Here is a 23,107-nt window from a genome sequence, read left to right as displayed (position 1 = left end):
AATATTTATCTTTTATAAGGACTTTCATCCATCTTCAAGTAAGTTTCTTCATAACCATCGTTATCAATTACCACTTTGTACAGGACAATTCCCGGGTCTAAGGGTTCAATTGTCAACGTGTAATTTCCGTTTTGATTGGCAGGAAGCGTGAAGATTTCTACTTTTTCTACCAATCTTGCGGCGGCTGCCGGGTACATTTTGGAATAATTATTCGCCCAGGTCAAATCCTGATTGATGTCGATGGTTTTTGTCGCATTCTTATCTAAATAAGCTTTGATGCTGTGACCGCCTTTTTTGAACGGAAGTGTAGAATCAAAGAATAAATGGACTTTTACGCTGAAAGGTTTATCTTTTAATTTGAATTGATATGCAATGGAAGTTCCATCCGTTTTTTCGGTGTAAGGCATCAGTGCAATCCTGGAAAGTGTTCTTCCCAAATCAGGAATTACTGTCCATTTTGTTTTTGATGAGGCTCTGTTTTCATAGAAATGTTCTGCTTCTATTGCAACCACACCATTTTTTTCTTCAAAAATATATCCGCCTGTTTTTGCTTCTTCTCTCTTGACTCTGTAAACGGACGGCTTGATGTTTCCTCCTTTCGGTTCCTCCCAGGATTTGTATCCGATGTGGATCTGGTCCATCATATGATTCCATTTTCCACTGGAAATATTGAGGTTATAATCTTTGGTATATTCTGTATCTCTGGCAAAACACTCATTGGCATAATCTGCCCAATAATTGGCTTTCAAATCTTTTTCTTCAGCCAGTTTATGATTCATCGCAACTGCGTAATACATATCGTAAAGATTCGCCATTGCACGAATGGGATGCAGAACAATCTGTTTGTAGGTATCTCTGTAAGCCTCATCTAAATTGATGAATTGTCTCAAAGCTCTTGTTTCCAAAGATAAATAAGCATCTCTTACCTGCAAAAATTCACCACTTTGAAGATTGTAGGTTTTGTCGTTCAGCATTTCTGCCGAAACTCTTGAATTGTATTTACAGTAAAGATTAATGATTTCTGCAATTTCTTTTGCACTGGTCTTTTCAAAATGTTCTTCTGCAAACTTCACCGAATAATTTTCAAGATTGTCCTGTGTAAAAGAAGTGGGATTCCATGCCATATTCAGGAAGAAATCCATCGGATATTCATTCGGTTTCAAGTCTCCAACGTTCAGAATCCATATTTTATCAACTCCGTAACTGTACGTTAACTGCAACTGTTCCCACATATGTGGAATCTGCGTCATATTCAACCATTGATAGGCTCTCGGGGCACCGTGCAAATCGACGTGATAGTACATTCCGTAACCGCCTGGATGTTTTTTGGATTTCAGCTCAGGAAGCCGTCGCACATTACCCCAATTGTCGTCGCAAAGCAAAATAATGACATCATCTGGAACTTTCATTCCCTGATCGTAATATTCCAAAACCTCACTGTATAAAGCCCAAAGCTGAGGTGTTTTTTTAACAGGTTTTCCTGTTACTTTTTCAATAACTTTTCTTTGATCAGTCATTATCTGCTCCAATTGCTTAAAGTTGGCTTCGGCACTTCCCAGATTGGTCATCGGTTCGTCTCCATCGCCTCGCATTCCCATTGTTACAAGATTGTCATAATTTTTATTACGATTGAATCCGTCTTCCCAGAATTTCAAAAGGGCGTTTTTATTAGTGTGATAATTCCATTCTCCATTTCCGTATTCTTTGCGGTGATTGCCCCATTCTTTCTGGGCTCTCATCATTGGTTCGTGGTGGGAAGTTCCCATGACGATTCCATATTCATCGGCTACTTTAGGGTTGAGCGGATCGTCTTCATTAAAGGCTTTCCCCCACATTGCTGGCCAAAGATAATTGGCTCTGAGACGAAGCAGAAGTTCAAACACATGTGCATACATTTTACTGTTGATGCCTCCGAATTTCGTTCTTGCCCAGGTTCCAAAAGCAGGTTCTTCATCATTAATAAAAATTCCACGATATTTCACTTTCGGTTCGCCTGAAGCAAAATATCCCGGAACTACATATGCTGAAGGACGTTTCTGAAAAGGAACATCATTCCACCAATGCCAAGGCGAAACGCCAAGCTGTTTTGAAATTTCATAAATTCCATAAATCGTTCCCCGTCTGTCACTTCCTGCAATGACGAGCTGTTTTTTAGATTTTGGATTTTCCACGGTTGTAATGACAAAACTCTCCCACTTTCCCTTCAAATCAGCCGCTTTGATTTTTTTTGAGGTAATCAGTTGATCAATCTTCTTACTGGTTCCAACTGTTCCGATGATTACTTCAAATTCACCGGAAGTTTCTGAGGTGAAAAGATTAGGTAATTTTCCGGTCACTTTCTGAATGTCCGACTGTAAGTCTTTTGCAGCGCGAACCACGGCAACATTTTCGGATTTGTCATACCATAAATCTGCAGCTTTTCCTTCTTTTGACACCAACGGAAAACCGTTATCACCTGAAATGAGGCTTGCCATAATTCCAGAAGTTTGCTGGGCAGAAATCAAGGTAAAAAGTGAGAGACAGAGCATACAAGCAGCTATCATATGATAAATTCTGAACATTATGTTTACTTAGTATAATACATTTTTACTCTTAGATGAATTAGCTATATGTTGTAGGATACTTCTTTAATACACAAATTATCTTAGCCAAAGCAAATTTCATCTGCTTCAATAACAGCTTATAAAGATATTATTTTTAAATGTATTTTTTACATTTATTAATTAAAATCATGAAACTGCTCTCCACTTTACTCATAATTTGAAACAGAAAAAACTTATTATTTTATATCAAACCTTTGGTGAATTTTTACCTTATATAAGCCTAATTACTTATTTTAGAATTCCTGAAATTCTTTCCAAATCATCCGTCAAATTTTCGATATATCTTCGGTCCCAGGCACAAAAAATCCTCTGAAATCATTTTGATTTCAGAGGATTTTGATTTTTAGGGGGGGGTGGTCAATTTTTTCTAAATTAAAATGATATTGAAGCCATTCATGAGGCAAAAAATTATGTGATTATTTAAAGATGTGCATCAGTTCAGGTATATATCTGACTGAATTATGCCTCCCCCTATCTGGATTCCTTTTATTTCATGTACCTCATCATAAAAAATGATAGAGAAAGATCACATCTCCTGTATAAGCGGCCTTCAATTGATTCTTAATCAGCAATTTTGCCTGGACAATTACTTTTACGGTTCCTTTAAGATTAGTTACAGACCTGATTGTGGCCTGCAGCTTCACCTCATGATCTACCGGAACTGCCTGCCCAAATTTGAAATTTTCGATCCCGTAATTAATTTCCATTTTAACATTTCTCACATCAGCGATCTGCTTCCAGAGATAAGGAATTAACGACAGTAAAAGATAGCCATGGGCTATGGTAGACTTAAAAGGGCTCTCATTCTCAGCTCTCAGTTTATCTGTATGAATCCACTGATAATCTAAAGTGGCTTCCGCAAACCGGTTGATCTGATCCTGGTCTATTAAATGCCATTCGGAAGTACCGATCATTTGGCCCTCGAAAGACTTATATTCATTAAAATTATTGATGATGGTCATAATATTTTCTGGTCTTCCGACCATTAGATTTTTCGTGGATGCTATTATTTTGATATAATCAACGATTCTAAAAACCAATTTTCCCGCTTAGGAATCTCTCTTTCGATCGCAGATCAGTAAGGTATTTATTCCATTTTTTTAAACCCTTTAAAACCTCTCACCAAAGCGAGAGGTTTATGAACATCATGGAAAATAAAAAGTAATCTAACTTACATTAATGTTCTTTCAAACAATATATCCAGACCCAGAGGTTTATGGATTCTGCATTGTAAAAAAAAATATGATACTGAAAATTATTTATTACTGATGTATCTGAGGTTCAGCTATGCCAACTTTACGTTAATCGCGTTCAACCCCTTTTCACTCTTTTGTACATTGAAAACGACTTTATCGTTTTCACGGATTACACGGGTGTCTAATCCTGAAGAATGTACAAATATATCTTTACTCCCGTCTGCAGGAGAAATAAATCCGAAGCCTTTTGCTTCATTGAAAAATTTTACTGTGCCTTGTTGCATTGTAATTATTATTAAAAATTATATGTATTAAAATCTGTAAACTTTACAGGTTCTATTTTTGAAATAATCTGACAGGCATGGTAAATCCTATCAGCTTCTGAATATTTTTCAGATCCGGACGTTCATCCGAATCGCAAAATGAAATGGCCGTTCCCTGCGCTCCTGCTCTGCCTGTTCTTCCGATCCTGTGAACATAGGTTTCGGGAATATTGGGAAGTTCGTAATTGACTACATGAGGAAGGTCATCTATATCAATCCCTCTTGCGGCAATATCTGTTGCTACCAATACTTTAATTTTGCTGCTTTTAAAGTCATCAAGAGCATTCTGTCTTGCCGTCTGCGATTTATTCCCATGGATCGCAGCTGCAAAGATTCCTACCTTTTCCAACTGCTGAACCAATTTATTGGCAACATGTTTGGTACGGGTAAAAACCAATGACCGTCTCATATTTTCATTTTGTAAGATATCAATCAAAAGACCGGTCTTATCTTCTTTTTCTACAAAATATACAGACTGCCGGATACTTTTGGATGTTGAAGAAACAGGATTCACAAAAACTTCCACAGGATTCCTGAGGATAGAGTCTGCGAATTTCCTGATACTGCCAGGCATTGTGGCAGAAAAAAACAGCGTCTGTCTTTTCTGAGGAATAAGGTTCAGAACTTTTTTCACATCGTTCACAAATCCCATATCAAGCATTCTGTCTGCTTCATCCAGAACAAATATTTCAATTTTGGAGAGATCAATATGTCTTTGGTTCACTAGATCCAGTAATCTGCCCGGTGTTGCGATCAGAATATCCACTCTTTTTCTCAATGCGGCAAGTTGACTTCCAATAGAAACCCCGCCAAAAATTGAGAGCTGTGACAATGGTAAATATTTGCTGTAAATGGCAAAATTCTCTTCAATCTGTACAGCCAGCTCACGGGTTGGGGTAAGGATTAAAGTTCTTATTTCTTTATGTTCAGGAGTATATCTTTTTAAGAGCTGCAGGATAGGCATAGCAAACGCAGCCGTCTTCCCGGTACCGGTTTGAGCACAACCTATAATATCTTTTCCGGCAAGAATATGGGGTATTGCAGTACTCTGTATTTCAGTAGGTTTTGAATATCCTGCTTCTGTTACGGCACGGATAATCGGATTGATTAAATTTAAGTTTTTAAAATTCATCATAAACTCGGGAATCCCGGTATTTTATAAACAAATCCGTTTTACAGAATTTGAATTGGGGTATTGTTGAGGATAAACAAATAAGAATTTTCTTTTCTATTCATCATTCTAATTTGCTTAACTTTTACAATATATATTTATGATAAAATAATACTGATAAGCCTGCAATAACGTATCATTCTAAAATAAAAAGAACCTTTAAAACACCAATTCTTATTATTCGAAACTAGATTGATAATAGGGCAGCTGAAAAAGCAAAAACTGAAAGAAAAAATGTGATTTTAAACTATTACAGAGTAGCAAAGGCAGAAACCTGTTTTATAAATGCACTGCAAAGCTACAATAAATTAAACTAATAAAATCCAATTTAATTCACTGATTATCAAAAATATATTCGTAGCTTTCGCACACAACTAAATTGTTTGCATAGTGCGGATGATTTTTAAATCCATTCTCAATGCAAACCTCAGCGACGATAACACAACCCCAGCCTCAGACTTTAAATACCTCTTCCGCTTCCCATATAAGAATTGCGTATTTTATTATGATCCATCATAAACCTGAGGTATTCAAAGACATGTTTCAGAAAATATATACCAGAGATCAATTTTATCTTATTCATATTGACAGAAAGGCCAATGCAGAAATGACAGAAGAAATACAGCTGTATTTGGTACATTTTCCCAATGTATATCTGCTGGAAAGCATGAATATTGTTTCCGGAGGATTCAGTATGATCCAGGCTGAGCTCAATGCGATGGAATATCTGCTGAATGTAAGTCTGGAATGGGATTATTTCATTAATTTAAGCGGTGAAGACTATCCCCTCAAATCACAAAATATTATACGCCAATTCCTTACGGCCAATAATGGAAGAAACTACCTTTTTTATTACGATCAGAAGTTTTACAGACCAGATACGCTTCAAAGAATACAAAATCATTTTACGGAACTGACACATAAAGTATCTTCCCTCATTTATAAAAGAGAATTTATGGGGGTTATCCCCTATATTGGCGGAAAGTGGCTGATTTTTACCCGGGAAACCTGTGTATTTATGACCAATAACAAGAGGGTCATGGATTTTGAAGATTATTATCTTCATACGCTTTTGCCTGCCGAGTCATTCTTTCAGACTGTTCTCATGAATACGGCCTTCAGTGATATTATTGTAAATGATGATAAAAGAGCTATTATTGAAAAAGTTTTTTTTAACAAAGAACAGTATAGTTATGACTTTATTAAATCGCTGAAATCCGGCAATCAGCTTTTTATCAGAAAAGTCAATAATAAAACCGATAAAAATATTCTTCAGTATATCAGCGACAGTTATCTTCTTCCTTTACCTGAAGTTGATGAGGTAGAAAGGGAGCTCAAGAGAGACAGCCGTCAAAATAATTGATTAAAAGTTATTATAATCCATACATCATACTTCAAAAAGTTCAGTAATATAGAAAAGGAAAATAGAGAGTATCATTCTGTCATAACAACTAATTCAGTCCTTTTAAAACCCTTTCAAGTTCCAGATCTTTTTTCTTGATCATATCATCGTCAGAATACTTAATATATTCATCAATCTTTACTCCTACTTTTTGAGTCTGCGTATTATCATAATAGAAAATACCGTTTCCTGTAAATTCAAGGGTATAATTTCCGGGGAGTTTTATTATGCTGATGTCACCGTCAGCACCGGCTGTTCTCTGCCCAATGGTTTTGGCCTGAGGAAAGACATTCTGAAGATTCATGGCATTCCATTCGCTCATACTTAAAGTTTCAGGATTGACGATCAAAAAAACTTTCCCTTTGTAAGGATGGATGGTTTTGTTTTTGAGATCAGGATAATAGGTCCCGAATTCTTTATAGCTGATAGGAATATAAGTCCCGATATTTTTGATATTGGGCTTATAATATTTTCCAAAATGATTTTCTACAGGTGAAAAGTATTTATAAACATAATGAAACACAAATCCTCCCCAGTCAGGATATCCCCGCATATCAAAGACTATAGCCTTTTTCGATGAAGCATCTTTGAAAACTGCATCCATATGATCATCAAGTTTTTCATCCGGTATATTATTCATAAGGGAGAAAACATCATTAATTTTAAAATAGGCGATATCCTGATGATCTATTTTATAATGCTGACGCCGGCGGGTTTTATTCTGGATATATTCCGTTACGACAGCTCGCTGCTGTTTGTCTGTAAAATTAACAAATTCCGTATCCGCATGATAGGTTTTATGATCCTTTGACTGTATCTTTAAATCTTTACGGGGCTGATCATCCGGCCAGATCAGGTTTCTCTGAAAATCTGACATCATGTACAAAAGTGTTTCCGGATTGGAAGCGGAGAGCAGCTCTTTCTTTTGCTTAATAATCTCACGGACACTCTGACCGTTGACTTCTGTAATCTGATCCCCAACATGAATATTCGCTTTGGAACAGATCTCAGGTAAAAGAAGCTCGGTGATCAATATATAATTATCCTTTATCACATAATCGAAGGGAGGAAAATATAATCTGTGGAAAATTTCATTCTTCTCATTCAGCTCATTATAAAATTTGAAAGAATGAGTATCTTCCATGGCAGCAACCACTTTTGTCAGAATGATTTCAAAATCTTTTCTTGAAGTACAGCGAACAGCCTGTTCTACCCAATCTGAAAAATACATCTCAGCTTTTTTATCCATCAGGTATTTGTGAGGGTAGAGATAATCGATAGTACCCTGTAATTTTGCCAATGCCAGCATACGATAAGCTAAAGGCAGGTTTTCATCTTTTTTAAATTCAGGAGTTTTCTTTTCAGATAATTTATCTTTATTTCCAGGCTCAGCAATAAATCTATGATTATGAATATCATTCAATAATTGCTTATTTTCAGGACTGATTCTTTTATTTTTCTGAAACCATTTGAAATCCTGATTAACAGCCAGTACATCTTTCGGGTTATCAGTAACCGTTAATTCTGGAAACTGGTGAGTGAGGTTTTGCGATAAAAAGGTAATAATTGTATTTTCATCTGTCTTTTCATTTATTTTTCCTACAGTTGCTAAGAACAGACTGTCAGCATCTTTTTTTCCGCTGGCTACATCAGGGTGATAGTATTGTATGAAATTCCAGGTTTTCATAAAATAAACATAATTCCCTTTCTGAGCCCCAACGGCAGTATGAACAGCCATTACAAGAAAAACAATAAAAATATTCTTCATTTACTTGAATTTATGATGTAAAATACACTTTTAAAAGTATAATTTACCTATTTATTGTAAATTTTTATGAATTATCGCTTTTTAATTTCACGGAAATCTTTCTTAAATAAGTGAATATATTTTTCATCACATGCTTTAAAATGCAGATATAGATTCCCAGAATTGCCGGAATTCTGAATCGAAATTGTATCATTTGAAAATACTCCTCCAATATCATCCCTGAAGTCAAGATAGGTCACTTCATTTTCTTTAACAACTTTTACAGTCCCTTGTATTTTCTTATCTTTTTTACTACTGAAAACAAAATGATTCATCGCATCAATTTTCAGGGAAATTTTGCATTTAGAACCAGCAGAGAAATAACTTCCTGAAATACTTTGAGAAAACAAGAGGTATGGAACCAATACAAATAATATAGAGATTGATTTGATCATTTTATTCTTTCTTCCACATACTTTGGAACCTTATTAAAATCTTTCTTTTGGCTTTTCATCAAGGCAAGGTACTTTCTATAGTTTAGGATCGCTGACTCTTTATTTCCAATGCCCCAATAGCTATCTGCCAGATTTAAATAGGCTACAGTCCTGGCAGGAAATTTCTCAATAATCTGCTGCAAAAGCTCAATTCCAACTTGCTGCTTTCCATTTTCTGAAAGTATATATGCTACATTATTATAGCAATCTAAATTAGATTGTGATAATACAAATTTCTTTTTTAATTCAGATATTGTTGTTTTATTAAAACGGTCTGCTAATAGGGGATAGTTAAACAAATCTGTATATAGCTTTTTGAGTTCTTTATAAGGGGTTAATATTCCTTTATCATCAAAAAAAGTTAATGATTTAAATCCCTTTGAATCAACTTCAAGAATTTCAGGATCCACATCTTGCAGAGGAAGATTGATATTTTTAGTTGAGATTTTAAAGTTTTGGTCTTTACATTCCTGACAAGGATTATAAAAATTCATATTTTTTATAATCCAATCGTTTTTATAAAAGATATTTATGGTACCATAGAGTACTTTATCACCAGTATAATATACTGAAATTTCATAGGGATTGGTATACCTGATTGTTGTATTTATTAAAGTCATTATTTCTGGCAATTCAAAGCTATCCGAGGTTTTATTTCCAAAATGAACAGTTAAGAGCCCTTTTTCCAACACAACCGTATCGGCTAAATGATCACGATCCAAGTCATAATAATTGACTTGAGCCGAAACAAAACTCAAGAAAAATAAACAAAAAAGTGATGCTATTATTTTTTTCATTTTTAACATGGAAATAATTTTGATTTTTCATTTGTGCAACAGATAACATTCTATATCATTTTCTATCATTCCCTTTTTGTGCAAATTCCTTAAGAATCTTGAAATAATATTTATCTTTATTTCTTTTAAAATAAAGTCTATCTCCAACAATATTATTTCCTAAAAAAGTTCTATTGATAATCAAAAAATTCTTTTTACAACAATCAGCGGTAACTTCTATCGGGGCATTGTTCCAATAATTAACTGTTTTTATATTTAAATTTTTACCCAACCATTTATTCTCTTTCTTTTCGATTGATAAGTAGACACTATCTTCTCGTACTTGCTGATGAATTATAATATTAGTATTTAAAGCTTTATTCCAAATTTTTATTTCTTGAGCATTAGTAACAATTCCAATTAATATAAAAATTACCAGATAAGCCAACTTAATTGTTTTAACACTCATTATATATTAATATTTTATCAACCTTTCCTTATACTGTGGTGCAATAAACCTCTTAATTTCTTTCCATGTAAAAGAAATTGAATACTCAGGATAGCCACTATTCGTTCTATTCTTCTCATCGTAAAAAATAAAGTTTATTCCTGTGATGTTTCCTGATGTATTTGCATTTATTTTATATTGATTGAGATTGTTTATTGGAAATGATATACTTTTATCTGATTTTAATTTTTTACGACATACCTGCAAAAGCATTTTTTTATTGATGAACAGGTTTTCTCCAACTTCGGTATCATTCATTTCGTCAAAGAAATAATAGACTGTATCTTCCCATGGGGAACCATAAGACTGTATATGTACTGATACATTAAGCAATCCGTTTTTATTCAGATAAATTTTATAATTTTCAAATCCATATTGGTTATCACGCAGTGAATTTGTTGAAATTAAGTTTTTTAAAGTATCTTTTTTCGCGTTCAGTCTTCTCTCTGCACTGTCGAAAAAAGTACCGTTAAAAAGATCATAGCTTTTTTGAATTTTCTTATAAATTCCGATATTCTTAGTTCCTATTTTTAACTCCTGCAACTCGAAGCATTCCTTAGAAGTACAGACCGAATCTTTTAAAATAGAGACCTCTTGAGCATATGAAGTAAAGCTAAACAAAAAAATACATAATATGTTGAGATAATTTATCATCCTGAATATCTTTAACCCTTAAACATCTTAGAAATACTTTATTTTGATGAAATTATTTTAGCAATACTCGCTGAATTTAATCTAAATACCTTGGTTGGAAATGTTTTATAAGAAATCTGTTTAATTTCATATCGGGTTTCTTTTCCTAATCCTGTCTGCAATGAAGTTACTTTTTCGTCATAGATATTTTTATCAGGATGTATAAGAATTTTGCTATCCGTAATAAGCCTGCTTTCTATATTGACATGTTTGGCATATGTAAAAAAACCTTTATCAGCTGAAATTATTTTTTTTTCTATTTCCTGATCTCCTTCTGTAGACTCTTTTAACATATATTTCTGTATACCGGCATCATTATATAAGAATTTAAGATTCCATTTATCAAGATAATCACTCGCCTGGGTCCTGTAAGACTCCATATATCCCTTTAGTATCTTAAAGTCCTTATGTTTATATTTTTCATATGATGAAATATATTTTAAATCATCAAGATTATATCCTGTGAGGAAATCTTCCAAAAAATCAATAAGATCGGGAATGTTTAAATCCTTGCCTACATTTTTCTGTAAATAGGTATAATAAGGGCTGTCTAAATAAAATACATCTTTATCTCCGACTAAAACAGACATATCTTTATCATTGAACACAATTTTAAGCTGGTTGGTATAGCTTTCATTCTTAGAAGTTAACAAAAGGATATTTTCTCTTTTTGTCAGGGTATATAAATCCGGCACCTTCTTTTCTGATAACTTCGCATCTGTAAATCTGTAAAATGCAACGCTGTCTTTTTTTGGACTTAATAAGTAAATAAGATGGCTTGTAGTTATCTTGTCCTTTTTATCAATCCTTTTATCATCAACATATTCTCCCTTGTCAATAGTTTTATTAACAATATGGGTAATACTATATGATTTAGATGCCTGTGCACAGGCATTTGTATAAAACACCGTAAAAATGAATAATATATATGCTAACTTTTTCATTGTTTAATATAGAAAAAATTTTACTTTTTCATTTTAATCCCCATTAATATAAAAATCAGCAGATAGATTGCTTTAACTTTTTTGATAAGCATATAATCTTATTATTGTATCAATCTCTTCCTATATTGGTGCAATAAATTTCTCAATTTCTTTACGCATAAAAGAAACTGAATATTCAGGATAACAACTGTTGATTCTATTTTTATAGTCATAAAAATGAAACTTATGCATGTTATGTTTTCTGTGGCATTTGTGTTTATTATATATTGAATAAGTATTTTATCATTTTATTCTTTCTTCCACATATTTCGGTACTTTATTAATATCTTTTTTTTGAGATTTCATTAAAGAAAGGTATGTTTTATAATTTTCTACAGCTTTCTCTTTTTTTCCTATGTTCCAATAACTGTTTGCAATATTAAGATAGGCTACTACCCGATCAGGATATTTTTGAATGACTTTTTGTAATACATTAACCGATACTCCAGGGTTTATATTTTCAAGGTTCAAAGCAAAATCATTTATTTTAGTAATGTTTCTGGATGAAATAATAACATAATCTAACCAGCTTTTGTTTGCAACCCAATCATAATAGCTAAATTTTGTCTTAGAAAAATCAGCAGCCTCTAATTGTATTGCGGCATCATTATCTGCTTCAACCGAAAAATAACTTTCTTTGTAATTATAAAGATTAAAACTATTGTTTGAAAATTTTAATGTAAAATCAATAACAGAATATTTATCCGAATCAACAGGAGCAATGCAAGTTGTATAACAAAGTAAATTATTTTCAAACTTTAAATTGCCAATATTCATATCAGGTTTACCACTGCATTCTTTACATGGAAAAATCATATTATTTTCATAAGTAGATAATTCCGCATTATTTTTATTCTTAAAAACAATAATTAGCTTTCTTGGAGTAAGTTCCTCAGGCTCTTTAACATTCTTCAATGTTAAAACATATAAATCATCACGAGTTCCATCATTATTAAAATCATTATGGAGCTGAGCTACAACTTCATTTGATTTTAATAAAGACTCTACTTTAGACGTTTGGGAATGACAACTTACCACCGAAAGCAGAAGTAATAAAGAAATTTTATTTATCATCTTTAAATATTTTAACAGTTCTATCAAAAGCATCTCTTCTGTCGCCACTGATACAAATAGAATTTTATCAAAATATTACTTTACCTTCATTAACCCATCTATTTTTTTTATTCCATTTTCCTCCACAGTCTGTTTGTAGTTCCATCACTACTTTTCTGTTCAGAACATCGACAATAACACATAAATAATTCTCGTATAATGTTTTGTTGGTTCCGTCTTCTACATATCCCTTAGAAATATAATCCATTACTATAAATCTTTTATTTGGAGAAATACTTAAAATTTGTCCTCCGGAATAATTTGCATTATCATAACCTTTTATTTTATACTTTTTACCACTTTTCAGAATAAAAGGTTCTTGATACATATTGAATTCTTTATTATACTCATTAAACCCTAATTGGCAACCTTTTGTAATAGAAATAAGTGGCAAGTCCTTTTTCGTCTGTGAATAGGCTATATAATTAATTAGTAATAAAAATATTATTAGATTTTTATTCATTATTTCACTCTTTCCAAAACGTATTGTGGAATCTTTCTTGAATTATTTTTTTGGGATTTCATTAAAGAAAGGTATTGTTCATAATTAAGACTTGCTTCCTCTTTTTCCCCAGCAATCCAAAAACTATCTGCCAAGTTTAAATAAGCAACAGTTCTATGGGGATATTTTTGAATTATTTCTTTTAATATAATGATAGCAAACTGATTTCCGTTTTTAGTTTTAGCTAAATAATATGCAAGATTATTATATTGATCTATATTATTATCTTTTATTGGAACTTCAATAATCATTTTCTTAATATCAGATAATTTACAAGAAACAACAAAATCTGAAAGATTTTTCTGACAAGACAATAATGAGTATAAATTATCGAAATAACTTTTTTTGACCAAATGGATGTACATTTCATTACATTCTTTAAAATGTGTATACTTATTCATTGAATTACCAGAATTTTGTATAGAAATTGTGTCATTTGCATACATACCTGATATACCATCTGTAAAATCAAGATAAGTTACATTGCTTTCTTTAGAAACCTTTAAAAATCCTTTATTTTTTTTTACTTTTCCAACATTAAAAGTAAAAGAATTATCATCATTTATTTTTAAATTTAGTTTACATTTTGATTCTACAGGTGAATAATTGCCTACAATATCCTGAGAAAAGACAAAGTGGGAAGTGAAAAAAATAAAAAATATAAATGGTTTAATCATCAAGTTTCTCAATTTTAGCCTTATTATTTTTACCCCATTTGAGGTTTTTAATATCGCTTGTTTCATATTTATATGTACCTATTGATTTTAATTTATTTGTTTTACAATCCTGCTCTATTTTCATTAATTTAATAATGGATTTCACATTACTTTTCCTATGATCAAAGCCATTTAAACCTCCATTTATTCTAACAGAAATAAAAATAAGATCATATTTATCTGCATAACCTCCAAGCTGTCTATCATCCCAGAACCAAGCTGCTGAATCACAAGTATAGGTTAAATCATTTGCAACAACCTCTGGTGTATCAATTAAGTCTTTTTTACCAATATGTTTAAAATACTTTTCGTAAGTATCTTTCCATGTTAGTTGTATCAATCCTTTTCCTTTATATTTTGGTCCATAACCTTTAACATTATGCCCGTGCTTTATACATTCATTATATCTATTATAAGCTCTTTGGATTTGTTTAATTTGCTGAGCATTAAATTTTTTATTAAGTTCTGCGCTTAACTTTTTATCTTTCTTATAATTAGCGTAAGGTTTAAAGCTGTCATACCCTTCCTGATGAGTAGAATGATCATAATCCCATCCTGAGGCATATTCCATAGTTGTATTCAGCCTATCAGACTCTGTTTCAATCTGAGCTAGAAAATGAGCTTTTCTAAGACATGTATTTATATTATTATCCTTCATTGCTTTATTCAGAGCATCTGTAAAAGCCTTATATGTTTTCATTCCCTCAGGTAAAGGACAATTTTTTGCAGTAAATAATTTCTTAGATTTATAGAAAGATTTTATATCATCTTCTGTAAATTCTTTGTCACAATAACACTTTTTATCATCCTTCTCTTCCGGTACCGGTGCTCCCTTCGGGTCAATTTTTTCCGGAGCATTTACCTGTCCGGAGGTTACAAATTCTATTTTCCCTGATTCAGGTGGTATATTTCCTGGCATTTTTCCTACTCCTGGTAAAGTAGATTTTTTTAGCAGCACGAAGTTTTCCTGCACTTTTGCAGTTCCAAAATCCTGCCATTCTGTGAGGGAAATCATCTGAAAACCATCATCAAAGATAAAATTGGGTATTTGCTTTTCTACGACAGTTCCTGTAAGCTTATCTTGTGTTGTCGGCACATTATTCAATACTTTAAACTTTCCCAAATGGGCATTGAATTTTATTCTTGCCCCATCTATTGCCAATAATAAACCTTCATCTTTTTTGTCTTTTTCATCATTTTCGGCTCGTTTGTCATCCATCTTCTGCTTATTATCAGCCTTTACTTTGTCGTTATCCTGTGCCGTATTCTGATTCTGGGTTTCCGGAGTATTGCCTTCTCCTTCGTTCTTTAGCCTATCCATAATAATGAATGTTTTAAGTGAGAATTCTGTTTTTTTATTTCTACAAAACCTTCTTCATAGTGTTTTCCTTTGCAGATAAATATTCCTCTGAAATCATCAATCCCCGTCTGTTCCAGATTTTGGGCAGAGATTTTTAAAATCATTTTCTCTCCATCTCTTTCAGGTGTCATGATTTCTGTAAATCCTTCCGGAGAGATTCTTTTTCTTGGGGTGTCAAATGATCGCAGCAAACCGTTGAAGAGCAATCCAAACATATTATATTCTGTCAAAAAATCAATCAGTCGGCTTTCATCTTCCAATAGGCTGCTGATCTGACTGAAATAGCTATCTATGGCTTCCCCTTTATGGTTTTTTGATAATTCAGCCTGCAATTTCCCCCATCTCAGCCGAAGAAAAAGCAGGTTATCTACTGCTGTAAGATTGCCTTCATGATCAACCCTGCATTCCAGTTCGTCAAACAGATAACTGATCTTTTTTATAAATCTTCCCATAGCCGTATCGTTATCCGAAAAATCGAAGTCAACCACCAGAATCTGAAACAGGTACTCTTCCCTGGCCTTTCCAAGATAATAGATCTCAATCTGCCGGGCATAGCTTTTGGTGACCGCATAAACAGGATTCCGCTGCTCCGTTACGATTGTTTCCAGCCTGTAGGTTTTCTGATGAAGATTTTCCAATACAGTAATCATCATTAAGGGTATATTCTTCTTTGGTAATCATTATTGGGATCCATACCCATCCAGTCCCTGTTTGCCGACCAATGAAGGTATTTATTACGCATAATTCTCAACAATGTCTGAGGGTGATAAGCCGTAACCACCACCTCCTGCAGAGTCTTTGTTTTAATTATATTACCGTCTTTATCTACTACTTCATCAGGTATTGGCTCCTGTGCCGGCTCCGGATTTTCTAATCTTTCCCTCGCTCTTTCCTGTCTTTCTTTTTCAACTACTTCATCCGGTTTAAAATTCCATTTTTCCCCGCCGTCAAAGACATAATGATGTAAAATATCTCTTGCCTGACTCAGGCAATTATCGTGCTCTATAGAATAGGTGGTTTCTGTTTTTATGTTCAACTGGTGATCATACAGGTTTTTTCCAAGTTCTTCCATAAACTGCAAAGGAATATAGCTGTATTCTTTTCTCAGAAAGCGGATTCCGGTAATCTTCCGGTATACAGCCCCCATCGTTAAAACATTCAGGAAACTGTTATTAATTTCTATCTGATCTTTATTAAACCAATGTTCATCAATCAGTTGCTGTCTGCGCTTATTGAGGAACCACACCGGCTTATGATTGGATGTTTCTATTTCATCTACCGTTTCTTTTCCGCTTTCATAAGCACCACCAATGTCACAATGAACTCCTGGAAATTCTTTTTCAATACTGCCCGGGAACCTTGTTAACGAAAAATTTTCACGATGTTCATTTTCTGCTGTAAAATGAACTGCTTTAAAGTAAGATCCGGGATTCAATAACTGTAACTGCTCCACATCATCTCCAAAATTATATTTGGGACCCAAAACAGAATGCTTCATTCCTTCCCATCCTACACGTCTCATTCCTCCCATATCGCCATATTCTTCATATGATGAAACGGTATCATATACCCCGATAAAACGGACATCCAGCTCTAAATCTTCCAGTTCTTCTTTTGTCAGAATATCTTTGCTCAAAAGGTAATATCCAAGAAAACCAAATTTCGGCAGTTTACCATCTATGATAAACTGAGGGTCTACTTCAGTATCATCTTTATCCAGCCAGATATCACCATATTCAGGAACCATCACCGGGCCTTCAGGAGAATTGAACTGGGTATAGCCAACCACTTTTCTTGATTTTCTGATCTCCACATCTTTGGCTCTTTTCTTTCCGTTGATCTCATAGGCAAAATTCCTTGCGGCTGCAGCTCCACGGCTGAAACCGAAGGTATCAATATATATTTTTGTAAATTGTTTATCCGCATTTAAACTATTTCTAATGATGACTTTAATTCTATCTGCCAGCTTTTCACATCCTTTTCTTACCTTTCCTCTTACCCCTGTTATACCCGATCCGTATTGGAAACCGTCATCTACATCCCTACGGTTATCCAACGTTCCAATACCCTCTATATAAATGGCATAAGTGTTCTGCTCACAACACTTGTATAACCTGGCAACATTGGTAAAGTCATTACTAAAACTGTTGTCAACCCCCATTTTATCTAAGCGGCTTCTGTGAATCGCTTTAAGATACTGATCATACTCAGATCCTGCATCCGGATTTTTTTTATGATCTAAATTATCATATTCTTTTTCCTGTTGCTTAGTAGTAGCTTCTATAGCTTCTTCTTTTTTTGCAACTACTTCATCAGAATCGGTGCTTTCAATTTTATTTTTGCCATCTTTATATTTTTGACGGAGCTCAGTATTTTTAAGATTATTCAAAGTTCCATCAAAGAAAACACCTATCTCCAAATGCAGTTCGTCAATTGGTGGTGTATTATTTCCTGTATTGTACACAAATGTTTTTCCCATAATCTTAAATTTTGAAACTTCTTAATTTTTCTTTTTCGATTTAAACATTTCTAAACTATCTGTCTTAATAAAAGCTTCTTTACCATTTTCCCCTTTTAGTTTTACCGTAAAAAAGCTAAATGCTTCGTTCACTTTTATAACCAATTCGGCTTTGGTACTTTTGGGATCATCACCAAAAACTTTGTTAAAAGCCTCAAAGCTGGATTTTTCATCCAAATTACATCCTGCCCCATATCTGTTATTATCTTTATCTAATACTGACATTGAAATTGAACTGGGAATTGCTCTCAAAACATAGTCCGACAAAGGATTTTTTGCGGCATCAAATTGTTCCCATTCTCCGTTTATCATTGATATTCCAACATCTCTCAAGGGGTTCAATTTTGAGCTTTCCGGAAGTTCAAAAATGACTTTCCAACTAAACCTTGTCCTATAAACGTCCCACAGGCCCAATGGTATGGGTTTTCCTCTATTTTCTTCCTGTATTTTTTTGGGAATAATCTGTTCCCTTGTATGTACCATATCCAAATAATCCTTTCGCCAAAACCGATTTTCATGACTATCCAGTTTAGCAATTTCAGATTCCGGAATAGTTATTTTTTTCCCCAGATATCTTCCTATTTCTTTTTGCCACCCAACTCCGGCCACCCAAACAACCACTACACCTCCCGGTGCCATACCAACTGAAATAAGATTATAGTTTAAATGTTGTACTTTTCCACTCGCTCCTTTTATTTCAAATCCCTGGCTAAAATATTTTCTTATTTTTTCTGTATCAATATCCGTATCTAACTGGTAAAACTGGTTTTCCATGTAAGACATCCAGACGAAATCCAGTCGGGCCGGAAGACTTTTAAAGCCATTATCCATTCCATGATTGATTGAGCCCCAGGCATTACTGCCAGGCACAATACCAAAGCCTAAGCCTACCCATTCTCCTCCTTCACATTCTATTCCTCCTTTGTATACTTCCATAGGATAACCTAAGGGAGCTGAAGTCCCTTCTGTCCATTCATATTTTGTCATAGTCTTAGTTTTTTGATCTTCTTTTTTTTCCTGACACGAGATCTGGATGAAAAATAAAAAGCTTAGCAGGTATTTTATTATTTTATTCATTATAAACATCTTACAACCTTAAAAATAGTTTAGTGGCAGTTATTTTTATGCCATTAAAGGAAGAATAATTATTAAAATCAATGATATTGTAATAAAGCATATTCCAAAAGAGTAAAAACAGTACAAAACAAAGTCTCCTATTTCATTTTTCTTATTGATAGAGGTCAGAAAGAACGGCAGTGCAAACAGTACCGGAAAAAATGCCAAAATCATCCATAGGGCAACCCATGCATAATCTCCATTTCGAAACTGTGTCATATCTATAAAACTTAATTCAATAATGACAAGCACCACTACTGCCAGCAAAGATGAAAAGAAAGAGATCAACGATTTTTTTAACATATTATCCTTTGTTCACTTTAGCATCTATTTTCCCCAGCATTTTGGCGACCCCTGAACTCTGCAGTAAAATATCACCATTTTTTGCTTTGTGTGTAGTTGTAGACGTTGTTTCCTTTAAATCACCAGTCACATTAATCGTTTTATTTTCGTTAACGGTCTGCTTGTAGTTTTTAGAGGTAAACTTATGATTGTTAATGATATTAACAGCATTGTCGTTACCAACACTTGTTTTCATATCCTTTCCTACATTAATATTGAGGTCTTCTCCTGCATTGAATGTCATATTTTTAGGAGCAGTTACTACAATATTACCTTTCCCATCCATGAAATAATTATTCCCGCTCGGGTCTATAATATTGACACTTCCTTCAGCATCATTCATTAAAATCCGGATTCCGCTTCTGGTCTGTATTGATTTCAAATGATTATCTGCCCCGCCTCCGAGAGCAGTACCTCCATGAAACATCCCACCCATTACAAAAGGGCGGTCCGGGTGATTGTGAACGAAACCTACCATCACCTGATCTCCCACTTCCGGTATGGCCACATACCCCCTGTTTTGAGTGATCTGATCTGTGCCGCCGGCATCTGGAGCCATCATTCTGATAAAATTGGTTGTATCATGCAGCTGCCAGTCGAACCTCACAGTAACTCTTCCCTGCCCCAGCGGATCAGTATTGGATATTACAGTGGCAATCTGCGGCTGTGCAATAGGCATAGTAAATTCCGGTGTTGGCATATATCCTGTGTCTGAAGCGATGGCCTCAAATCTTCCTTTATAATGTCCAAGAGTATCTACCTCATGAATCACTTCCGTCATCATCAGTTTGGTGAAATAAGCTGTTTTATTGGTGTCGGTTTTCCGCATATTGATATCAGCAACACATCCGGGATATAAAAAAGGAATCGTAGTTCCTCCGGAGACGGTAAATACCTCTACGGCTTTGCTGCCGGCCAGACTCGTCTGGGAAATAACAACATCCATATCAGTGGCTGCTTTTATAGGAGCAACCTGCAAAGAAGGTGTTTTGAATATTCCTTCATTTTTTTTATAGGCAGTCTGGGCAAGGTTACCTACATGTTTTATAGGCGTTTCTCCGGAAATCAATTTAGCGTTGGAACTGCTATTATAGCCGTAAAACTGAGGCTTGATGTGTACCGCTTTCAGCTCTACATTCACATCGGAAACATTGCTTCCATATATCAACTCCAGAGATTTGTTCTGGGGCGGCATATTACCGAAATGCAGTATCTCCCCGTCATAATAGAACTGTTCTCCATAGGCTTCTGCCATTCTGCAGAGATAATTATAATGGGTTTCATTATACTGGGCGCTGTAAAGGATCTGAGAGGATGCCTTTGCATTGATCTTCACATCAAACTTACTGCTTTCTATTCCCTGCTTTATAACTTCTTCAGCAATGATACCCATATTTACGGGTTTATCCCCGCCAAAGCTTTGATTATGTGGGGCAGCATCCAGTAAAATGGTTGGGCTGTATCCTTTCAGCACAATATTTCCCAGACTGTGATTTTCCTGACTGAATCCTACTTTGGTGATGACTCCTACAAAAGTCCTTTCCGGGCTTCCTTCCACATCTTTATATTTAAAAACAACGGTTAATCGTTTTCCTAAAAACTGCTGGGCTTCTTCCAGATCATGATTCTGTACTCCATCTAAAGTATCGTGAGCTAAAGTGAGTTCGAAATAGTGGTGACTTTTCACGCTCTGCTGTAAACGGAAATGCTTGAAGTGTTTGATGACTTTGCCTTCAATCACAATATCCAGTTTCACTACGCGGTTGATTCCAGGAATATGATTCTCTGAAATCTTTTCAGAATTCGAGATATTTTTATTCATATTATATAAGTGTTTGGTACGTTTTTTATTTCAGAAAAATCTAAAAATAAATTACATTTTTCATAAAATTATAAATTTTTCACCATATAAAATTCACAGTATCAGCTTTATTTTTTCTAAATCTTAGTGTAGTCGTTATTTTTACAGGTGAATATTGACAAAAAAACAGAACAGTATCCTGATGTACTATTCTGTTTTTATATTGATGTGATCATTAATTCTATCCTTGAGACGAAGGCCATCCTCCGTTGTAAGAAGAATTTCCAAGATCAATTTGCTCTGCACTTACTACAAAACTGATGTACATACTGTTTTCATCTACTGCATCGAAATCTACTTCATGCTGGATAACATAACCGTTTGTCCATTTTAATGTTGTTAAAGTTCCTTCTTCGTGAGATTTGTTAAAAGTAACTTCTCCTACAGTCGGCTTATATTTACCATTCAGTAAACTTTCAAGGATATCCGACTTCTCAGTAGCTTCTACTGTAATTTTGATCAATGCATTGGAAGGATCTGATGCTACACGTCCGGATACGTCTGTAGCTCTTGATACGCTGTAATTGAGTTTTAATAATTTTTGTCCTTCACCGTTGTTGAATTTTAAGATTCCTCTTGAATTTCTTTCTGCCATGATTGTAAATTTTAATCGTTAATATTTTGTGATCTGATGTTGTTATATCACCAAATTTAGAAGTATTGAACGAAATAAAATACAATTCAGACACAAATATGAAAAAGTGTCGTACTTTTACGACTAACACCCGTTAGGCAACATATCAATTGTAAATCAGAAGATTATTCACCATAAAGCAGAAATACAAACTGATAAACCAGTGGAAAGAAGACTCTTTTTTTATATACAGTCAGACTAGTTTTCAGGCAACATTAACTCCGAAAATATGTCCTACCAGTGCAGTGATTCCCATGGCAACAGTTCCCCAGAAACAGATTCTCAATACAGCTATTTTAATATTGGAACCTCCGGCTTTGGCAGAAATTGCTCCTAAAAGCATCAGAAATATAATGGCAAACCCATATTGGAAGTATACCATTTGCTTAAGGGGAGCCAATAGAGAGACGGTAAACGGCAATAAAGCTCCCACAGCAAATGAACTGAAAGATGCCATTGCCGCCTGTAAAGGTTTGGCTTGTGTTATTTCGTTTATTCCTAATTCGTCACGGGCATGGGCTCCCAATGCATCATGTTCTGTAAGTTCGATTGCTACCTGCATTGCTGTTTCTTTTGTACAGCCCCTTTTTTCATAGACTTTAGCCAATTCTCTGAGTTCTATTTCCGGCATCTGTTCAAGCTCAATCTGCTCACGAATCAGGTCTGCTTTTTCCGTATCTTCCTGTGAACTTACGGAAACATATTCCCCTGCTGCCATAGACATTGCCCCGGCAATCATCCCTGCCAGCGCAGCAAGAATAATAATATGACGTTCCGGCTCTGCGGCTGCAACCCCGATGACAATACTTGTTGTAGACAACAGTCCGTCGTTCGCTCCCAATACCGCCGCCCGAAGCCAGCCTACCCTGTTTACATAATGTTTCTCCAGCTGATGATGCATAACTTTTATTTTGGTGGTAGGCTAAAGTTACCAAATGTTTCATCAAGAATCATTTTAAATTAAGTATCATTATTATGGATAAATATATTATTCTTTGATCAAAGACTGATCTCTGAATATTAATATCAAAGTTGTTTAAAATTATCCC

At 34.4% G+C, this 23,107-nt stretch carries 22 protein-coding genes; 1 reads left to right on the top strand and 21 read right to left on the bottom strand.

The features are described 5' to 3' along the window. Nucleotides 1-5: 5 nt before the first annotated feature. The 4 genes from AC3FI7_RS22535 to AC3FI7_RS22520 form a co-directional block, all read right to left on the bottom strand. Nucleotides 6-2,474 carry a glycosyl hydrolase 115 family protein gene (locus tag AC3FI7_RS22535; protein WP_491460966.1) on the bottom strand — a complete coding sequence of 823 codons (2,469 nt, stop codon included), beginning with the start codon at nucleotides 2,472-2,474 and terminating at the stop codon, nucleotides 6-8. Between the two features lie 632 nt (nucleotides 2,475-3,106). Continuing rightward, nucleotides 3,107-3,589, bottom strand: a complete 483-nt coding sequence (locus AC3FI7_RS22530; protein WP_291903823.1) for a MaoC family dehydratase — start codon at nucleotides 3,587-3,589, stop codon at nucleotides 3,107-3,109. Between the two features lie 299 nt (nucleotides 3,590-3,888). Beyond that, nucleotides 3,889-4,083, bottom strand: coding sequence for a cold-shock protein (locus AC3FI7_RS22525; RefSeq protein ID WP_142724588.1), 195 nt, complete (start codon nucleotides 4,081-4,083; stop codon nucleotides 3,889-3,891). A gap of 52 nt (nucleotides 4,084-4,135) precedes the next feature. Next, nucleotides 4,136-5,254: a DEAD/DEAH box helicase gene (locus AC3FI7_RS22520; RefSeq protein WP_491462108.1), complete on the bottom strand. Its 1,119-nt coding sequence runs from the start codon at nucleotides 5,252-5,254 to the stop codon at nucleotides 4,136-4,138. Nucleotides 5,255-5,711: 457 nt separating this feature from the next. On the opposite strand from AC3FI7_RS22520, the gene AC3FI7_RS22515 reads away from it, so the two are divergent. Further along, nucleotides 5,712-6,656 carry a beta-1,6-N-acetylglucosaminyltransferase gene (locus tag AC3FI7_RS22515; protein ID WP_491460965.1) on the top strand — a complete coding sequence of 315 codons (945 nt, stop codon included), beginning with the start codon at nucleotides 5,712-5,714 and terminating at the stop codon, nucleotides 6,654-6,656. A gap of 88 nt (nucleotides 6,657-6,744) precedes the next feature. Here AC3FI7_RS22515 and AC3FI7_RS22510 read toward each other — a convergent pair whose 3' ends face one another. From AC3FI7_RS22510 to AC3FI7_RS22430, 17 genes are all read right to left on the bottom strand, one after another. After that, on the bottom strand, nucleotides 6,745-8,463 hold the full coding sequence (locus tag AC3FI7_RS22510) for a S41 family peptidase (RefSeq protein WP_491460964.1): 1,719 nt from the start codon (nucleotides 8,461-8,463) through the stop codon (nucleotides 6,745-6,747). 71 nt (nucleotides 8,464-8,534) lie between these two features. Beyond that, nucleotides 8,535-8,897 carry a hypothetical protein gene (locus AC3FI7_RS22505; protein ID WP_142724591.1) on the bottom strand — a complete coding sequence of 121 codons (363 nt, stop codon included), beginning with the start codon at nucleotides 8,895-8,897 and terminating at the stop codon, nucleotides 8,535-8,537. Next, on the bottom strand, nucleotides 8,894-9,733 hold the full coding sequence (locus tag AC3FI7_RS22500; protein WP_491460963.1) for a tetratricopeptide repeat protein: 840 nt from the start codon (nucleotides 9,731-9,733) through the stop codon (nucleotides 8,894-8,896). The genes AC3FI7_RS22505 and AC3FI7_RS22500 overlap by 4 nt, the downstream gene beginning before the upstream one ends. Before the next feature lie 55 nt (nucleotides 9,734-9,788). Beyond that, on the bottom strand, nucleotides 9,789-10,181 hold the full coding sequence (locus AC3FI7_RS22495) for a hypothetical protein (protein ID WP_491460962.1): 393 nt from the start codon (nucleotides 10,179-10,181) through the stop codon (nucleotides 9,789-9,791). A gap of 6 nt (nucleotides 10,182-10,187) precedes the next feature. Continuing rightward, entirely contained in the window at nucleotides 10,188-10,763 is a 576-nt protein-coding gene (locus AC3FI7_RS22490) for a hypothetical protein (RefSeq protein ID WP_491460961.1), read from the bottom strand. Between the two features lie 149 nt (nucleotides 10,764-10,912). Further along, complete coding sequence (locus tag AC3FI7_RS22485) at nucleotides 10,913-11,857, bottom strand: hypothetical protein (RefSeq protein WP_343660809.1); 945 nt, start codon at nucleotides 11,855-11,857, stop codon at nucleotides 10,913-10,915. A 282-nt stretch (nucleotides 11,858-12,139) separates the two neighbouring features. After that, nucleotides 12,140-12,970, bottom strand: coding sequence for a tetratricopeptide repeat protein (locus tag AC3FI7_RS22480; protein WP_491460960.1), 831 nt, complete (start codon nucleotides 12,968-12,970; stop codon nucleotides 12,140-12,142). A gap of 67 nt (nucleotides 12,971-13,037) precedes the next feature. After that, nucleotides 13,038-13,472: a hypothetical protein gene (locus AC3FI7_RS22475; RefSeq protein ID WP_142724597.1), complete on the bottom strand. Its 435-nt coding sequence runs from the start codon at nucleotides 13,470-13,472 to the stop codon at nucleotides 13,038-13,040. Then, nucleotides 13,472-14,188 carry a tetratricopeptide repeat protein gene (locus AC3FI7_RS22470; RefSeq protein WP_172617075.1) on the bottom strand — a complete coding sequence of 239 codons (717 nt, stop codon included), beginning with the start codon at nucleotides 14,186-14,188 and terminating at the stop codon, nucleotides 13,472-13,474. The genes AC3FI7_RS22475 and AC3FI7_RS22470 overlap by 1 nt, the downstream gene beginning before the upstream one ends. Further along, on the bottom strand, nucleotides 14,181-15,446 hold the full coding sequence (locus tag AC3FI7_RS22465) for a glycoside hydrolase family 19 protein (RefSeq protein WP_491460959.1): 1,266 nt from the start codon (nucleotides 15,444-15,446) through the stop codon (nucleotides 14,181-14,183). Before AC3FI7_RS22465 ends, AC3FI7_RS22470 begins: the two co-directional genes overlap by 8 nt. Nucleotides 15,447-15,535: 89 nt before the next feature. Next, on the bottom strand, nucleotides 15,536-16,240 hold the full coding sequence (locus AC3FI7_RS22460; RefSeq protein WP_491460958.1) for a hypothetical protein: 705 nt from the start codon (nucleotides 16,238-16,240) through the stop codon (nucleotides 15,536-15,538). Continuing rightward, complete coding sequence (locus AC3FI7_RS22455) at nucleotides 16,240-18,066, bottom strand: phospholipase effector Tle1 domain-containing protein (RefSeq protein ID WP_491460957.1); 1,827 nt, start codon at nucleotides 18,064-18,066, stop codon at nucleotides 16,240-16,242. Before AC3FI7_RS22455 ends, AC3FI7_RS22460 begins: the two co-directional genes overlap by 1 nt. Before the next feature lie 21 nt (nucleotides 18,067-18,087). Beyond that, complete coding sequence (locus tag AC3FI7_RS22450) at nucleotides 18,088-19,092, bottom strand: DUF2931 family protein (RefSeq protein ID WP_491460956.1); 1,005 nt, start codon at nucleotides 19,090-19,092, stop codon at nucleotides 18,088-18,090. A 135-nt stretch (nucleotides 19,093-19,227) separates the two neighbouring features. Continuing rightward, nucleotides 19,228-19,524, bottom strand: coding sequence for a hypothetical protein (locus AC3FI7_RS22445; RefSeq protein ID WP_343660801.1), 297 nt, complete (start codon nucleotides 19,522-19,524; stop codon nucleotides 19,228-19,230). 1 nt (nucleotide 19,525) lies between these two features. Then, a complete protein-coding gene (locus AC3FI7_RS22440; RefSeq protein ID WP_491460955.1) occupies nucleotides 19,526-21,385 on the bottom strand; it encodes a type VI secretion system Vgr family protein in 1,860 nt (619 codons plus the stop codon). Between the two features lie 220 nt (nucleotides 21,386-21,605). Then, nucleotides 21,606-22,019, bottom strand: coding sequence for a type VI secretion system tube protein TssD (tssD, locus tag AC3FI7_RS22435; RefSeq protein WP_142724605.1), 414 nt, complete (start codon nucleotides 22,017-22,019; stop codon nucleotides 21,606-21,608). 244 nt (nucleotides 22,020-22,263) lie between these two features. Continuing rightward, nucleotides 22,264-22,959, bottom strand: a complete 696-nt coding sequence (locus AC3FI7_RS22430) for a VIT1/CCC1 transporter family protein (protein ID WP_142724606.1) — start codon at nucleotides 22,957-22,959, stop codon at nucleotides 22,264-22,266. Nucleotides 22,960-23,107 lie beyond the last annotated feature (148 nt).

This window comes from Chryseobacterium sp. TQ-BC-N36 (genome assembly GCF_058382295.1).
Note: the sequence above shows the minus strand (reverse complement) of the source record. Positions and strands in the feature narration are given on the sequence as shown.

Coding starts and splice junctions, on each gene's coding strand:
- AC3FI7_RS22535 (WP_491460966.1), bottom strand. CDS start 2,474: ATGGCAAGCCTCATTTCAGGTGATAACGGTTTTCCGTTGGTGTCAAAA.
- AC3FI7_RS22530 (WP_291903823.1), bottom strand. CDS start 3,589: ATGGTCGGAAGACCAGAAAATATTATGACCATCATCAATAATTTTAAT.
- AC3FI7_RS22525 (WP_142724588.1), bottom strand. CDS start 4,083: ATGCAACAAGGCACAGTAAAATTTTTCAATGAAGCAAAAGGCTTCGGA.
- AC3FI7_RS22520 (WP_491462108.1), bottom strand. CDS start 5,254: ATGAATTTTAAAAACTTAAATTTAATCAATCCGATTATCCGTGCCGTA.
- AC3FI7_RS22515 (WP_491460965.1), top strand. CDS start 5,712: ATGCAAACCTCAGCGACGATAACACAACCCCAGCCTCAGACTTTAAAT.
- AC3FI7_RS22510 (WP_491460964.1), bottom strand. CDS start 8,463: ATGAAGAATATTTTTATTGTTTTTCTTGTAATGGCTGTTCATACTGCC.
- AC3FI7_RS22505 (WP_142724591.1), bottom strand. CDS start 8,897: ATGATCAAATCAATCTCTATATTATTTGTATTGGTTCCATACCTCTTG.
- AC3FI7_RS22500 (WP_491460963.1), bottom strand. CDS start 9,733: ATGAAAAAAATAATAGCATCACTTTTTTGTTTATTTTTCTTGAGTTTT.
- AC3FI7_RS22495 (WP_491460962.1), bottom strand. CDS start 10,181: ATGAGTGTTAAAACAATTAAGTTGGCTTATCTGGTAATTTTTATATTA.
- AC3FI7_RS22485 (WP_343660809.1), bottom strand. CDS start 11,857: ATGAAAAAGTTAGCATATATATTATTCATTTTTACGGTGTTTTATACA.
- AC3FI7_RS22480 (WP_491460960.1), bottom strand. CDS start 12,970: ATGATAAATAAAATTTCTTTATTACTTCTGCTTTCGGTGGTAAGTTGT.
- AC3FI7_RS22475 (WP_142724597.1), bottom strand. CDS start 13,472: ATGAATAAAAATCTAATAATATTTTTATTACTAATTAATTATATAGCC.
- AC3FI7_RS22470 (WP_172617075.1), bottom strand. CDS start 14,188: ATGATTAAACCATTTATATTTTTTATTTTTTTCACTTCCCACTTTGTC.
- AC3FI7_RS22465 (WP_491460959.1), bottom strand. CDS start 15,446: ATGGATGACAAACGAGCCGAAAATGATGAAAAAGACAAAAAAGATGAA.
- AC3FI7_RS22460 (WP_491460958.1), bottom strand. CDS start 16,240: ATGATGATTACTGTATTGGAAAATCTTCATCAGAAAACCTACAGGCTG.
- AC3FI7_RS22455 (WP_491460957.1), bottom strand. CDS start 18,066: ATGGGAAAAACATTTGTGTACAATACAGGAAATAATACACCACCAATT.
- AC3FI7_RS22450 (WP_491460956.1), bottom strand. CDS start 19,092: ATGACAAAATATGAATGGACAGAAGGGACTTCAGCTCCCTTAGGTTAT.
- AC3FI7_RS22445 (WP_343660801.1), bottom strand. CDS start 19,524: ATGTTAAAAAAATCGTTGATCTCTTTCTTTTCATCTTTGCTGGCAGTA.
- AC3FI7_RS22440 (WP_491460955.1), bottom strand. CDS start 21,385: ATGAATAAAAATATCTCGAATTCTGAAAAGATTTCAGAGAATCATATT.
- tssD (WP_142724605.1), bottom strand. CDS start 22,019: ATGGCAGAAAGAAATTCAAGAGGAATCTTAAAATTCAACAACGGTGAA.
- AC3FI7_RS22430 (WP_142724606.1), bottom strand. CDS start 22,959: ATGCATCATCAGCTGGAGAAACATTATGTAAACAGGGTAGGCTGGCTT.